The following is a 15,470-nucleotide window of genomic DNA, read 5'->3' on the forward strand; positions in this document are numbered from 1 at the left end:
CGCGAGGAACGGACGGTCGTCGCCCGGCTCGCAAGCACGAACCGCGGCGGACGCGTGTTGTCGCGGCAGCCTGGCGACCGGCGCCGCACCGCCGCGAGAGGATTGCATCGCTTTCATGGTATTCACCTGAACGGACCCGTGCAGGGTTGGAAGAAAAAGAGGCGCCCCGTCCCGGGGAAGACGAGACACCTAAATGATCACTGCCGGCGCCGGTTGCCTGCCCGCCGCGCGGCACGTGCCGCATGCGATGCCGATTCGGCGGCGCTTGCTCATTGTTCGGCCGGCAGGCCCGCCGATGTACCGGTTTCCGGCGGGTTCGCCGATAAGCCGGTTTCCGGCGGGTTCGCGGATGCGCCGACTTCCGGCGGGCTCGCCAATGCACCGCCTTCCGCCGGTTTTGCCAATGCACCGCCTTCCGCCGGGCTCGCCGATGCACCGGCTACCGACGGGCTCGCCGGTACGCCGGCTTCCGGCGGAAATGCCTCGACATAGGCCGCGACGGCGCGCATGTCCTGCTCCGTCATGTTCGCGCAGACCGACTTCATGATCGCGCCGCGTGGCCGTGTCTCGGTTTCCCGGAAAATCGTGAGCTGCTTCACCACGTAGTCCGCATGCTGACCGGCGAGACGGGGGAACCGGCTCATGCCCTCGCCATGCTGGCCATGACACCCGATACAGGCCGCAACGCCCTTGTCCGGCAGGCCCCCCACGAAGATCGCCTTGCCCGCGTCGAGCAGCGTGCGATCGCCGGCTTCGCCCGGCACCACCCCCTGGCCCGAAAAATAGTCGGCAAGCTCGTCGATCTGCTTGTCGGTCAGATGCGTGAAGCCCCACATGTACCGCTTCGCGTTCGGATCGGCACGCGCGTGGCTTTTGAAGTCGGTCAACTGATCGACGAGGTACTCCTTGCGCTGTCCGGCCAGCTTCGGAAACATCGGCGACACGGACACGCCGGTCGCGCCATGGCAGTTCGAACACACCTGCAGCGCGATGGTCTTGCCCGGCACCGCCGGGTCGTCGACCTGCCGCGACCGCTCCAGGTCGTGGCAACCCGCCCCGGCCAGCACCATCGCGAGCGAGACGATATGGGCCACCTTGTTCATGTCAGACACCTCCTTGCCGCAACTTCCTTCGCCTGCCGAATCGATTCCGTTCGACAGGGATACGTGCCCGCATCGCGACGCGATGCGAGATGCGCGACACCCGCTCGCCGCGCGTGCTTCGGTCGGTCCGGTGTGCGGGAAACGCCGGACGTGATGTCAGAACGATGCGACCCATAGATAGAGAAACAGCGTGTCGTTGTCCCTCGCATTGCGCCCGCTTCCGTCATAGTTGGTCGCCGCGCCGAGGAATCGGGTGAAGTGCGTGTATTGCAGGCCGACGCGCACGTACTGAACCGGTATCCAGAAGATTTCCGGGGTCCAGCCCTGCGTGTTCGGATGAAAGTTCGCGCTGCCTGAATACATCGCGCTGTCCGGCGTGCCGGTCGTATTGAAGAACGACAGGCTCACGCCGTACGTGTTCTGGTAGATGTACGACGCCTTGAGCCGCAGCGAGTTGAGATTCGCCGACGTACCGTCTCCCAGCACGAAGTTGTTCGGATCGTGGATGTTCTCCCGCACGTAGCGCGCCTGCGCGGTAATCGTGTGCGGCTCCAGCAGGTACTGGTACTGCGCGTCGAAACCGTAGTCGCGATAACGCGTGACACCGGTGCCGAAGATCGGGAAATTGTTCGGGTCGTTAGGATAAATTTCGGCACTGAAGCCAAACGCGCCGACCATCAGGCTATGCGGTCCCCAGTCGTGCGTCAGCGCGATGCGTGCATACGGGTTGTAGCCGCGCAGATAGATCTGCGGATGGACGGGATCCCCCGGCTTGTTCCCGTGGCTCAGGAACGACCAGATGCCGTCGGCCGTGCTGTATGCGGTCAGCTCGGCGTACACCAGCTTGTTCCAGTACAGGTAGGCGCCTGTGCCGACAGCCTGCGTCGCGAGGCTCCCGCCTTCGAGGAGCGGCAGGTTCGGGATTTTGGCGGCCGGGCTGATCGTCGACGAAATGTACGGGTAGCCCCAGGCCGGCGCGGTGTTGAAGACGTCCTGCACGGTCGGATTGTTGTGCACCGTCAGGCCGAGGATCAGGTCGTTCGCGCTGGAGATGATCCGGTCGACGAAGCGGAAGTCGGTGTTGTCCGACGTCCAGTGGCCTTTCCATTTTCCGTCACCGTCCTGGTGATCGTAGTTTATGTAGGTAAACTGAGCAAAACCGCCGATCTTGTCGGTAATCTTGCCGGCAAGGAACACGCTCGCGAAATCGAAGATCGGCAGCCCGTTCTTCGGATTGATCTTGTTGCCGCTGGAGTCGGTGTTGCCGCGCGTCGTGCTCAGGTCGCCGATGGCCATCGCGGCGATCGGGATCGTGCGCTCGCCGAACGTATAGCCGTTCAGCTTGAACATGCGTCCATACGGCGTGAGCTCCGGAAACTGTCCGCCGGCATGACACGCGACGCAGCTCTGCCCGGTCTGGCGCGCGAAGATCGGCAGCGCGCGCGCGGCCGACACCTGCAGCAACGCGAGCATCGCGAGCACGGCCATCCAGCCGCCACGCCTCCAGCGAGGGCGTGCGCGATGGCCGACTAGGAACGTTGTCATGGCTGTTTCCCCCATGCCGTGTGTCGCCACGTTCCGACGCGACATGCGCACGTCGGACGATGCCTTCATTGTGCGAAGCGCCCATGAAAACAGACATGGGGCGACTCCCTCCTTACGCGGTCTGATCCCTACTCCATCTCGGCGCGCGCGGCCGCTCAGGGGACGATCCAGCCCCCGTCGGCGGAGAGTTTCAGGCGATCCGGCCCGGCGAAGCGGACGATATAGCCGCCCTTCGACGCGAAGCGCTGCCCGGGCGCGAGCGTCAGGCGCGGGTAGTAGCCGGTCAGGATGCGGCGCTCGAGCATGTCCTGGATGCGCTCGACGAGATACTCGCGCACGAACGCATCGACCAGATGGCTGAGCGTCTCGGCGAGCAGGCCGCATGCGAGATACGTGTCCGCCTGCACCTGCGGCGCGACCATCGGAATCTGCCGGATCGAGAACCAGCCGAACGCATAGTCGACGCGCACGCGCCGCCCTTCGGGCAGGTCGAATGGATAGGCGATGCGCGTCACGCCACGCCAGCTCGTCGGCAGCGGCGTATTGTCGAGCCCGCCGAGCAGCCCCGACATGAATACCGTGTCCGACGCGGGCGGCACGTGAGCGAGCGCCGCGAGGTCCGGCGGCCGCAGCCACAGCACGAGCACGTCGTCGCGCGGCAGCCGGCGCAAGGCGCGCGCGACGCTGTCACCGGATCCAAGCGCGCGATTCGACACGGCGATGCCGTGCGCCTTCAGCGCGGCAGCCAGCGCGCGTGCGCCGCGCTCGCCGTTGTCGCCGCTGCGATAGACCTGCCAGACCGTCTTCACCGCTTGCGGCGGCGGCCGCGCACCGGCTTCGTCCAGGATGCGCTTCGCGATCAGGTCCGACTCGAGCAGCACGCCGCGCGAGAAGTACACGGAATAAAAATCGTGGTCGGTTTCGACCGGCACCTCGACGTTCGGAAACAGGCAGGGCACGGCCTCCGCCTCGCAGAAGTCGTGGACCGGCGCCCAGTTTCTGCCGCCGAGCCCCGACACCACGGCCAGCACCGGCTGCCGGGCGAGAAACTGCGTCAATTGCGTACGCCACGTGTCCGGCGGACCCTTCAGTTCCCACACATGCAGTTCCCAGTGGCGATTGACCATGAACATCATTCTTCGCGTGGAACGCAGCGGTGGCGTCGTGCCGAACGGAAACGTGTTCTTGTCCGCGAAGTAGTGCTGCAGGACGTCGAGCATGCCCGCCCGCTTCACCGGGTCCGCGTCCGGCGTGACGATCGTCGCGAAATGCAGCACCGTGTCCGTGACGCCCGACGGCGTGCGGCGATCGAGACGCTTCAGATAGCCGGTCAGCGCGGCCATGTCGGCATCGCCGAGCGCGTATTGCGGCATCAGCCTGCCGAGCGGCCTGCCTTCCGGGTCGACCCCGTCGCGCAAGGCGCGCGCGAGACGCTCTTCCGTGTAAGGTTCGCGGTCGGTGCGCATGCCGGGCACGTACGGGATGTCGAGATCCTCGGCGGTCTGCTCGCGTGGATGCACCAGATAGCGCCACGTGACCGGCGGGATGGTGTTGTTGCCCTCCTTCGAGCCCAGCCCGCTGCGCCGATGGCAATTGACGCAGGCGGCGGCGGCGCCTTGCAGGCGCACGCCGTCCTGATGCACGGCTTCGAGCGGTGCGCCCGAACCGAGGATGCCGCGCTGGAAGATCGCTTCTCCGGCATCCGCCGGCACGACGGGCGCCGCTGCGTCGTCGGCGAGCGCATGGCCCGCGCTTGCGCACAACGCGGCCAGCAACACCCATCGCGCCAACCGCCCGCGCGAGGCCGGCGGGCACGCCGCCGCGAGGGCGCGCAATCGCCCCCGGATGCCGTTCATGGCCGTGCCGTCGGCCAGCCGGCGCCCGGCGGTACCGGTGGCGCCTGCGACACGTGCGCATCGATCGACGCCGGACGGCGTCCGACCGGCGATGCGGGCCGGGCGAACAGCGCATCGTCGAGCGGCGGATTCACCGACACCTTGTCGATGATCAGCGTGTCCTTGGTCGGCGAGGCCGCCGTTCCGCTCTCGATCCTGAGCGGGATCTGCAGGCCGTCGATGCGCTTGAAGTTGCCGTAGTTCACCTCCACCGTGAGCGGGCCGCTCGGTCCGCGCACCTGGCGGTCGGCCTTCACGTCCAGGAACGTCCGCCCGTCGATCCACACATGCCGTACCGCGCCGGACGGCAACTTCACCGCAAGGCGGTACGCATCGTGCCCGCCGATCGGGTCGACGCCGTCCAGCGTCACGCCGATGCCCTTCGCATCGTGGTCGATCAGCGGACCGTCGATCACCTGCTCGTCGCGCGCGGACATCAGCTCGCCCGGCGTGTACGGCCGCAGGCCGGCGCTGCCGCTCGCGGCCTGCTTCCAGCCTTCGCGACCGTCGAACACGCGCACGGCCTTCTGGTTCATCACGGTGATCTCGAAGCGCGTCTTGTTCGGCCGCTTCATCGCGAGGATGAACGGCATGTCGCGCACGGGCGCGTTCGGGCTGTCCACATGGCCCGACCAGACCATCGTCTGGACCTTGCGCCACGCGTCGAGCCCGCCTCTCGCCGCGATATTCTTCTCGACGATCTGGTCCACGCCGAGGCCCTGCCCCGGCAATTGCTCGCACCCGCACAAGGCCGCCATCGCGCAGCCGGCGAGCACCCACGATCCGATCCGTCCCATGGTTGTCACCTCGTCCGGATCTCGGCCGGGTGACTCGGCGCCTTCGCGAAGGTGAGCGGCGGCTTGCCGAACATCGTGTCGTCGGCCGTCTCGTTGAGCGCGACATGCTCGATCGTGATCCGGTGCGTCTCCTTGACGCCGCTCACGACAGTCTCGAGCGTGTGCGGCATGACCAGACCGTTCTCCTTCCTGTAATCGCGATAGAAAACCGTGACGCCGTGCGTCTTGCCGTCCAGCACGCGCGGCTCTCCATCGATCTTCAGTTCGAGAAAGCTCGACGCGTCGACCCACAGGCGCCGCGACGCGCCATCCTTCGACGTCAGCTTCAGCACATACGCGCGATGCCCTTCCACCTGCTCCGTGCCAAGCGCCTGGATCGTGGTGCCCTTGTTCGCGTAGTCGATCAGCGGACCGTCGAGTTCGGCGGATGACGCGGCGGACTTGAGTTGCGCCGGCGTATACGGCTCGACGTCGTTGCGGCCGAGGTACGGCCTGACCAGCCAGCCCTGCGAGCCGTCGTACACCTGCAGCGCGGTTTGCTGCTCGAACTGGATTTCGAGCCGGCTCTTGTGCGGGCGCTTCAACGTCAGCGTGAACGGCAGCCTGACGTTCTTCTTGCCGCCCGCGTCGAGCTGCCCCGTCATCCTGATCGACGACACCGCCCGCCACGCCTGCAGCCCGCCACGGGCCGCGATATTGCGCTCGGCGATCTGCGCCGCGTCCATATGCGACGCCGACGCCGCCTGCGCATTCCCCGCCGCCGAGGCCGCGGATGCGACCTGGCCGCAAGTCAAAAAGCCGGCGGCGCACGCCGCCGAAATCGACTTGAAAAGAAACCGGTTCATGACTGCTCTCCCCGCATGCAGGCCGCCTGTTGTCGATGCGCGGCGGCATGCGCATGGTTGTGATTACTCGACCACCAGCCCGTCGACATGCAGCGAATCGATCAGGATGCTGACCCGTTCACCGCGCTTGATCGGCCCTCCCTTGTTCGAAAACACCATCCAGTATTCGTGTCCGGTCTCCAGCTGACCGGTCTGCCGCAGCGCGCCGATCTGGTCCATCACCGGAATCACGAGCAACGCGTGGCTCGTTTCGCCGTACAGATAGACCGTCGCTTTCGTGTCGCCGAGCAGCCGCGCCTTCTCCGGATCGGTCACGCGGTAGCTGAAGCGGATCAGGTTGCCCGACGCGGTGCTGCGCACGTGCAGGTCGTCGATGCCCTTCGCCATCTGGTAATAGGCCTTCGCCTGCCGCGGCAGGCTCACCGGCAGGTAAGGCGAGTGCCGGCGGGCCGCCGGCTCGGCCGGCGCATCCTGCCCGGCCGCGGCCGGCTGAGGCCGGACCGCGGCGAGGCAGGCGCCGCACGCGAGCAGCAGCATCGATGCCGCACGGAAGGCCGCCGGCTTCATTGCAGCGCTCCCGCGAGCGGCGCGGGCGCCGCCGGTGCCGGGGTCGGCACCGGGAGCCGCACGGGCGGCAGCGCGCGCGTTTGCGCAGGCGTTTGGCCAGGTGTCTGCGTGCGGGCACGCAGCGGCGTCTGAGCCGGGTTCTGCAACAGCACGCCTGACGGCGGCCGCGCCAGCGCCGGAGACTGCGTCAATGCGCCTGCCGGCAGCGGCCGCGCCGGCGGAGCCAGCCGCAGCGCGCCTGCCAGCGGCCGCCGCAGTGCCGGGGCGAGGATCGGCGGCAGCGGCACGCCGCCGTTGAACAGGCCCGGAATTCCGCCGACGCCCGGGATTCCGCCGACGCCCGGAATTCCGCCAACACCCGGGATTCCGCCGATGCCCCTCGGGACAAGAGCGGCCAGGCCGGTCGGCTGGCTGCCCAGCGCCAGCGGATCGATCGGGGTGCCGCCACCGAGCAGGCCGCCGAGCAGGCCGGGCGTCACGTACTCGACAGCGCCGATGTCGTAGCCGTTGGCTTGCGGCCGCGGCGTGCCGAAGATGTCGTGATTCGGCGCGCCGGATGCCGTGGCCGCCCCGATCGCCGGCGACGTGCCCTTGATCGAGTAGTTGCCCATCATCACGTTGTAACCCGTGCTGCCCTGCGTGAGCGCCTCGTTGAACAGCGACAGCGGCCCGTACGACATGTTGATCCACTGGTTGCCTTCATCGGGCGTGGCCGTCGGCATCAGGCCGAACAGCGGGTTCGGCATCACCGCGTCGGCAATCCCGGGCGGCACGGCAAAGCCGTTTCCGCCGGCTTCCGGCGGCACCCGCGAACCGTTGCAGTACTGGCCCACCGTCTGCGGGTTCGCCGCCTTGTTGGTCGCGCCGTAACCCGCCGTGCTGGTCATGATCGAATACTGCGGGTTCATGGTCAGCCCGGACTGGTGATTGGCCGGCCCGGTGTCGCCGTACGCGCCGATGTCCCAATAGAACGGCGGGGTCGTGCCGCCCGTCACGCAGGTGCCTGTCGACAGCCCCTTCTGGTTCAGGATCGGGTTCAGCGTGACCGCGTTCTGCACCCCCGGTATGTTCGGGTTCGGCTGCGAACTCACCGAGATGTAGAACGAGCGGTTTTGCCAGAACACGTTGTTGGCCAGCACCGGGTTCGAGAACTTCATGCAGTTCGGCGAATTCGCGGGACAGGTGACCTGCCCCGTGAAACCCGCAGGCGGGACGAACGCGGCCATCAGGTTCTGCGTATGACCCGCCGTCTCCAGCCCGGCCGGCTGCTGCGTCGACGCCTCGATGAAGCTCGTGCACGTCGAGTCCGCGCTGTTCGGGCTGCTCGTGCATCCCGGCGGCGGCACGTTCGACTGCGACGCGGCCGGCGTATTGAAGAGCACGCCCGCCGACGCCGTCGCATCGTTCGAGATCACCGTGTTGTTGATGAAGTTCACGCGCACCGCATCCTGCAGCGACACGCCGCCGCCCGACCAGCCGGCCACGTTGTTCGCGATGATGTTGTTGATCACGCGCACCTGGTACCAGTTGTTCGGGTTGCCGAGGCTGCGTTGCACGTCCGTGCCGTTGACGTTCTGCAGCCGCAGGCCGCCGCCCTTCCCGCTTTCCGCCGTATTGCCCATGATCAGGTTGCCGTCGATCACGAGATTCGGGCCAATGCCGTCGGACAGCTGCGGCGCGCAATCGACGTCGATGGTCGAGTTCTCGCAGAACGTGCCGTCGGGCGGCACGCCCTGCGCGATGATCCCTCCGCCATACGTCGGCAACGTCGGGTTGTTGCTCTGGTTGAACAACACCACGTTGTGCGACAGGTCGCCGTTGTAGCTGAACCCGAAGTGCGCCACGCCGCCGCCGTCACCGCCGCTGATGTTGCCGCAGACCCAGTTGTAGTTGAAGCGGTAGTAGTCGGCGCCCGAGCACAGGGTCACGCCGCCGGCCGCCGATGGCGTGGTCGAGTTGATCTCGTCGCCATACGACGCGTTTCCTGTGACGGCGTTGTGGTGGACGTTGACGAACGTGTTGTACATGAACGGCAACTGCGTCACGCCGTCCGCGGCGATGGTGCCGTCCGGCACTTCCACCTGGCCGACCGTGATGCCGCCCGACAGCGTGCCGGCATTGCCGGTCACGCGGTTGTTCGATACCTCCGTATAGTGGTTCCAGCCGTGCAGGAAGATCCCGCCGCCGCCCTGCGAGCTGTTGGTGAACGTGATCCCGTCGATGCGCGACGGATTGCACATGAAGTTGCTGTAGTTCGGGTTGTTCGGGTCCGTCGTGCAATCGTGCTTCGTGAGCAGCGTGCAGACGCCGTTCGCGCTGCAGTTCGCGCTCGTCTGCACGCCCTTGGCCAGCACCGTGATGCCCGCGCCTTCATACGCGCCCATCAGCGACGGCTCCATCAGCAGCTCGCCGAGATTGCCGTTTTGCGAGCTGTCCCAACCGACCGTCGGCTCGAACGGGATCGGATCCACGTGCCCCTGCATCTGCGTCGAGCATTGATAGGTGCCCGACGGATCGTACGGGTTGTTGGTCGGCGAAATCGGCTTCGTCGGGTCGTACGCGGCCGAAATCGTCCCGCCGTCCAGCGACGTGCCGAACAGGCACGCGATCAGCCTGCGCCACGGATCGAGCTTGCCGGACGGATGCGTGTTCGCATTGACCGTCACCGACGCGGCACCGACGCCTTGCAGCCGCACCGGCTTCCACATCACCAGCATCTCGTTGTACGTGCCCGGGCCGACGACGATCATGTCGCCCGCGCTCGCATTGTTGATCGCGGTCTGCAGCGCATTGCTCGCGCCGTTCTCGCCGCTCACGTAGGTCGGCGCCTTGCCGCCGATCGTCACCGTGATCGCATCGATCGACCGCTTGCCGTTGCCGGCCGTGATCACGAGCTCGCCGCACTGCGTCGCGGCCGCGCCCATCTGCTGGATCGTGCAGGTCGACGGCACCGTCAGCGACGGAAGCGACGGAAGGCTCAGGTCGGGCGCGAGAACGACGATCTTCGAGTCGCTCCACGACACGACCGTCGCATTGACGCCCGCGATCGTGACCGTGCCGGTGCCCTGCGTACCGCCGAAGCCGTAGTGGCGCGTAATGAACTTCTGGTTGAACGGCGCCGTGCTCTGGTTCGGTCCCGTGTACGCATGATTCGGCACCTGCTGGTCGCCCAGCGCGTTGATCGTCAACTGCTTGCCGGGTGCGCTGACCCACGGGCCCGCACCGGCGCCGATCGTGTCGCCGGTCACGCTCGAGACCGCCGGCGTCGCATCCGGATACGCGCAGTCGGGCTGGTTGTAGCCGTCGGCGAAGGACTGCACCGGCACCACCGGCGTATCCATGTACTGCGTCTGTCCGGGCATGAACGGAATCTCGTAACAGAACTGGCTGTATGCCGGGTTGTACAGCGGGTCCGACATCGTCTTGCCGGGGTGCAGCGGATCGGGGATCGGGCCCGGATCGTTCATGCACGCGACCATCATCGTCGGTGCATAACCGGTCGGGTTCGGGGGGTTCACTTCCCAGGTCGAGAACGTCAGTCCGTTGTAGATGCCCCATTGATCCGAGTAGGTGCGCGAGATTTCGTTGCCGGAGAAATCCTTGAACGAGATCGGCACGTTCGGCACCGCGAACTTTTCGCCGAACTGCGGCGAATACGGATCGAACTCCGACGAGAAGTCGTCGAGCATGAAGCCCGTGTAGTGCGCACTGACATGCGTCGAACTGAAGATCCAGAACTTCGCGAGCACCGATTCCTCATCGGTGAGCATCACCTCCTTGCGGTCGCACAGATGCCGGGAAGCACCCGCGAACGGCGCGACTTCCTTCGATCCCGGGAACAGGCTCATGTAGTCCGGCACGATGCGCAACTCGCCGACGCACGGCCAGAACCGCTCGACGCTGCCGGTGTCGCCTTCGGCATGCGGCGTCGAACCGAGGTTCGTGGTCATGTTCTGCGGGTTGTTCCGGTTGTACGTCGAGTTCACCGCGGCTTGGTCGGGCAGGATGAAGACCGCGCCGATCCCGCCGAACTGCTGCGTCACCGGTGCGATGTAGTTGTCGCCGATCAGGATGTTCTTGTCTTCCTCCTTCACCAGTTCGTAGCCCGGCGGCACGATGATCTCGACCACGTACTTGCCGGCAGGCAGCATCGGCGTGCCGTCGACGGGGTTTTTCCCGACGCAGACCGTGCAGTTCGACGCGACCGGCTTGCCGCTCGCATCCGTCGCCGTCACGCTCGGGAACTTGTACATCCCGTCATACGGCGCCGGCTGGATCTGGTTGAACACATGCATGCCGTCGTAGCACTTGTACTGCGCGTTCGCGGGCAGCTGGCGATGTTGCTGATCGAGCCAGTTGGTGCTGTTCTTCAGCGTGAAGTAGAACGGGTCGCTCGGATCCTGGCCCGGGCAGTTCATGTTCGGCGTCACGCCGTCCGCGCGGAAGCCCTGCGCCCAGTCGTCCCAGCTCGCCGTCTTGGTCGTATCGACCAGCGTCAGGTTGGTGGTGCCGTCCGTCGCCGTGCCTTCCTGGTACAGGTTCACCGTGACGTTCGGCACGTTGGGGGTCCACTTCGTGTGGATCAGCAGCGTCGGATCGTCGAACGGCCGCGTCGATGCATAGATCACCTCGCCGCGTATCCCGCCGTTCTCGCCCTTCCCGAACGGCGTCTTGGCGTACTCGATGAACGAGTTCTGGCCGGAGAAGCCCTGCCACGCCTCCGAGTTCACCCAGGGCGGATCGACCCGCCCGGTCGAGCCGGTGCCGGTCGACGCGCAGTCCGCGTCCGCGCAATACCGGGCGCCCGGCACCTGCAGGTTCGACGGCAGCGGCACGGTTTCGACCGTGTTCGCGAAGTTCGCGGCGATCGTCGAGTTCCCGCTGCCGGGCACGCCGGTGCGATCGACCGGGCCGCCCGCGTCATACACCACGTGCGTGCCGGACGATTTGTAGCGCGTCTGGTCGTCGTCGACCACATACCAGTTGAACAGCGGGAAGATCTCGTTGAACGGCGCATAGCCGTTGGCGTCGGTCGAATTGAAGTTCGAGTAGCTGCCGTCGCGGAACCGCATGTTGACCGACGCCAGCGCGATGCCGGGGTCGTCCGGATGCGAGATGCCGTCGCCGTGCAGGTCGATGAAGGTCCGCGTATAGAGGTTCGTCTGCCACTGCAGCACCGACAGGTCGCCGATGTCGACCGTCGTGCTCCCGTTGGCCGCGGGCAGCTGGACCGCCTTGGCCAGCCCGTCGACGATCTGGTCGTTCCATTGATCGAACACGGTGATGCGCGTCGTGCCGTTCGGCAAACCGCTGATCGTGAACCGGCCCTGGTTGTCGCATTTCGTGAAGCCGTAATCCTCGCCGTCAGGATCGCCGACGCTCACATAGCATTGCGAGAATGCCAGCGAATCGTGCGACCCGCTGCTGTACAGGTTCTCGTTCGGCGGGCGACCGTAATGCAGGTTCGTCACGCGGCCCGTGATCGTGTTCGGGCACGCGCCGGTGTCGCACAGCCCGGTCTTGGTCGCGTTGGTTCTGCGCGCGTTGATGATCTTCGGATTCGCGAAGCCGATCGACACGTGATAGCCGGCCGGCCCGAACTCCTGGAAGTACGCGGGCCCGCCGACCTTGACGAACGCGTCGTGCGCCTTCTGTCCGTCGAGCGTGTTGGTCTGCAGCCATTCCTCGCCGCGGCCGATCCGGTCGGCCGCCGGCGTCGCGACCACGCCGTAGCGGCCCGGCATCAGGTTGGCGATGACGGCCTGGCCAACGAGCGGCGACAGCGTCTTGCCGTCCGATTCGTATTTCGGGCAGGTCGGAATCATGCCGACCAGGCCGTCGGTCGCCGTCGAGATCGGGCACGCATTGAGCCCGGAAATCGGGTCGATGGTGCCCTGCAGCGAATTCGACAGCGGCATGTTGAACATGTCGTAGGTCATCTGCCCGGTCGGGTCGCCGGTGCCGCCGGCATCGTCCCAGAGCTTGACCTCGAATCCGCCGAGGCCCGGCTCGCGCGCGGTGCCGAATCCGTCGGACCCGCCGCTGACATCCACTTCGCCGTTCAGCGGCGCATCGTCCTCGAACACGAACACCGACAGCTTCGCGGTCTGGTACGGCGTTTCCGTCAGCAGCACGTTGAGCTGCCCGGCCTGTCCGGCGGCAGTCTGCCCCGCCTTCGCGGCGGCGACCTGCGCGGGCGAAATCGGCGCGCCGCCCATGCTGTGGCCGCACTTGCCGGTGCCCGGCGCGAAATCCGCGCCGCTCGGACCCGACGGGCAGTCGAGCGCGATGCTGAACGGCCGCGTGGTGTTCGGCGGCACGCCGCCGCCGTTCGTGAACGTGTTGCCGGCATCGCCGGGCAGGATCGAGATGTAGTAATGCTTGGTCGGGTCGAGCGCCACGTACTTCGGATCGACGGGCGCCTGTTGCGAGACACTCGGGCCGGTGCGGCACACGCCGTTACCGACGTCGCACACGGTCGCCAGGTGCGTGTTGGACACCGGGTCGTACACGGTCTGCCCGGATTCGCATGCCACGGTGCCGACGCAGCCCGCCGCCACCACCGGCATATAGCTCGTGTGGAAGTTCGTGCCGAGACTCGGGACCGGCAGCGGCGGGCAGTTCGCCGGCCGCGCCGTCGTCGAATTCACCTGGCAGGCCGTATCGATCTGCATCGTGCGGTCTTCCTCGATGATCCAGCGATAGTCGGTGAGCTTGACCGCCTTGTTCGGCGCGGTCGCATCCGGCGCCATGCTCGGCGCATCCATCACGTTCACGACCAGCCCGCTGCCGGGATTGAAGGTCACGGTCACCGTCCCTGCATTCGCGCTCGTCTGGCTCTGCGTATTGGTGACCTTGTACTGGAACGTCATCGTCTGCGCGGCCGCGCCGTTGCCGGCCAGCGGCGCCGTCGTCGGCACCGCGGTAAACGATCCGTCCGGATTCAGCGTCACGGTGCCGTTCGTCGCGCTCGACGCGACGATTTGCGCGGTGAGCGGCAACCCGGCCGGATCGCTCGCGCTGGCGAGCACGCCGGGCGCGCCGACCTGAATCTGCGACGCGATGTTGCTCGCGAAACTCGCATTGCCCGCGGTGGGGACCGACAGGCACTTGTTGCTCGTGGTGCAGGCGGTCAACGTCACCTTCGCCGTCACCGGCGGCGTGCCGTTGGTCGACTGATAGACGAAACTGTCGTTCGTCGCGCTGCTCGACAGGTACGTGAACGTGCCGTCCGAGTTCAGCGTGAGCGTGCCGCTCGCGGGCGGCGTCTGGACCTTCACGCCGTACACGCCGGAGTCGTTCGCGATCACGCCCTTGGCCGGATCCGACACGGTGAGCGTCGTGCCCGGCACGAAGTAGTAGTTCGCGCCCGCGGCGGTCGGCGTTTCGCCGATGCCGGCGGTCGCCGACGGTTGGGCGTTGTTGACCGCGATGTAGCCTTGCATCCCGCCATCGCGCTGATTGTTGGTCGACAGGCTCAACTCGCGGTCGTACACCGGCATTGCACCCGCGGCCGGCGCGTTCACCATCACGTCGTAGGTCTTGCCGGCCGCCATGAACACGGCGTTCTGGATGCGCGCGGCGCCGGGCAGCACGTTGCCGTCCTCGGCGATCAGCGCGAAGCCGGGAACGGACGGATTGCCCGTTTGCGCGCCGACCACGGCCGGAACGTGCATGCGCAACCCGGCGTTCACCAGGCGCACGAGCACCTGCCCGGTCGACGCCGGCACCGTCGCGCTCGGCGGAAAGGCCGACGCGTTCGGGTTGGTGCGATCGAAGGCAACGCCGTTGATCATGTAATAGCGCGGATCGTAGTTCACCACCGGCGGATAGCAGGTGCCGAACGTGATCGACTTCGAGTCGCCGCATCCGCCGGGCTGCCCCGACCACGCGGCGGTTTCGCTGAAGCCCTTGGTCGCGACGGCCGCGGCGACCGCGGCATTCTGCACCGGATCGATCTCGCCCATCACGAGTGGCACGTCGGCGTCATAGCAGGACGCCGTGTTCGGATAGGCCTGGTTCGTCGATGCGCACGTCGAACTCGGGACGCTCGGGCTCTTCACCACCAGCACCCCGTAGAGGCCCATCGGCCCCTGGATCGACGGGTGCGTGCCCGACTCGAGCAGATAGGTGCCGGGCTTGAGATTCGCCCAGGTGAGCGTCGTGTGCGATTTCGGATCGGTCGACGACGCCACCTCGGTTCCGAACGACTCGACGCGCGGCCCTTGCGCGGGCGGCACGAACGATGCCATCGGCGCGGTCGAGGTCGCCGTGACGATCGGCCAGGTCGTGGCGGTCTGCGTCGGATGGGCCGGGCTCGGCGTGGTCGTCGGCTTGTCGCCCAGGCCGCCGCCCAACTGGCCGACGACGACGAGCGAGGTCGGTACGGGCGCCGGCAGGTTGTTCGTCAGGTTGATCTGCAACTGCCCTGCGGGCACGGTGATCACCACCGGCGACCAGTTCGCGCCGGCGGCCGGATTCGCCGCCGCGCAGGTGGCATTCGCGGCCGGCACCGTCGCGACGGCGGCCGGCGTGCAGCTGTAGCCCCACATCGGCACGGCCTGCCCGTCCGGCATCAACGCCGTGGACGCCTTCGCCGTCAGATTGACGACCGATTGCGCGAAACATGCTTCGCCTGCCGTCAGCAACATGGATGCCGCGACCCCCACCTTGAACAGATCAAGGAGCGTCGCCGTGAGCTTGGTGGATCTCATCGCC

General features: G+C 66.8%; 7 protein-coding genes. All 7 read right to left on the reverse strand.

Going from position 1 to position 15,470, the window contains the following annotated elements:
- Positions 1-269 precede the first annotated feature (269 nt).
- The 7 genes from VL15_RS25915 to VL15_RS25945 all read right to left on the reverse strand — a co-directional run bounded on the left by VL15_RS25915 (position 270) and on the right by VL15_RS25945 (position 15,466).
- A complete protein-coding gene (locus tag VL15_RS25915) occupies positions 270-1,103 on the reverse strand; it encodes a c-type cytochrome (RefSeq protein ID WP_080970946.1) in 834 nt (277 codons plus the stop codon).
- Between the two features lie 156 nt (positions 1,104-1,259).
- On the reverse strand, positions 1,260-2,648 hold the full coding sequence (locus tag VL15_RS25920) for a hypothetical protein (protein WP_053077704.1): 1,389 nt from the start codon (positions 2,646-2,648) through the stop codon (positions 1,260-1,262).
- A gap of 155 nt (positions 2,649-2,803) precedes the next feature.
- Positions 2,804-4,504 (reverse strand): c-type cytochrome, encoded by a 1,701-nt coding sequence (locus VL15_RS25925; protein WP_155420299.1) that lies wholly within the window; start codon positions 4,502-4,504, stop codon positions 2,804-2,806.
- Positions 4,501-5,340 carry a hypothetical protein gene (locus VL15_RS25930; RefSeq protein WP_048249433.1) on the reverse strand — a complete coding sequence of 280 codons (840 nt, stop codon included), beginning with the start codon at positions 5,338-5,340 and terminating at the stop codon, positions 4,501-4,503. The genes VL15_RS25925 and VL15_RS25930 overlap by 4 nt, the downstream gene beginning before the upstream one ends.
- A 5-nt stretch (positions 5,341-5,345) precedes the next feature.
- Positions 5,346-6,185: a hypothetical protein gene (locus VL15_RS25935; protein ID WP_048249435.1), complete on the reverse strand. Its 840-nt coding sequence runs from the start codon at positions 6,183-6,185 to the stop codon at positions 5,346-5,348.
- 63 nt (positions 6,186-6,248) lie between these two features.
- The gene (locus VL15_RS25940; RefSeq protein WP_048249436.1) at positions 6,249-6,752 is read right to left on the reverse strand and encodes a hypothetical protein; all 504 of its coding nucleotides are present in this window, start codon (positions 6,750-6,752) and stop codon (positions 6,249-6,251) included.
- Complete coding sequence (locus VL15_RS25945) at positions 6,749-15,466, reverse strand: choice-of-anchor Q domain-containing protein (RefSeq protein ID WP_080970947.1); 8,718 nt, start codon at positions 15,464-15,466, stop codon at positions 6,749-6,751. The genes VL15_RS25940 and VL15_RS25945 overlap by 4 nt, the downstream gene beginning before the upstream one ends.
- Between the last annotated feature and the right edge of the window lie 4 nt (positions 15,467-15,470).

It is taken from the genome of Burkholderia cepacia (assembly GCF_001039005.1).
In the GTDB taxonomy this organism is placed as follows: domain Bacteria; phylum Pseudomonadota; class Gammaproteobacteria; order Burkholderiales; family Burkholderiaceae; genus Burkholderia; species Burkholderia theae.

Coding starts and splice junctions, on each gene's coding strand:
- VL15_RS25920 (WP_053077704.1), bottom strand. CDS start 2,648: ATGACAACGTTCCTAGTCGGCCATCGCGCACGCCCTCGCTGGAGGCGT.
- VL15_RS25945 (WP_080970947.1), bottom strand. CDS start 15,466: ATGAGATCCACCAAGCTCACGGCGACGCTCCTTGATCTGTTCAAGGTG.
- VL15_RS25915 (WP_080970946.1), bottom strand. CDS start 1,103: ATGAACAAGGTGGCCCATATCGTCTCGCTCGCGATGGTGCTGGCCGGG.
- VL15_RS25935 (WP_048249435.1), bottom strand. CDS start 6,185: ATGAACCGGTTTCTTTTCAAGTCGATTTCGGCGGCGTGCGCCGCCGGC.
- VL15_RS25925 (WP_155420299.1), bottom strand. CDS start 4,504: ATGAACGGCATCCGGGGGCGATTGCGCGCCCTCGCGGCGGCGTGCCCG.
- VL15_RS25940 (WP_048249436.1), bottom strand. CDS start 6,752: ATGAAGCCGGCGGCCTTCCGTGCGGCATCGATGCTGCTGCTCGCGTGC.
- VL15_RS25930 (WP_048249433.1), bottom strand. CDS start 5,340: ATGGGACGGATCGGATCGTGGGTGCTCGCCGGCTGCGCGATGGCGGCC.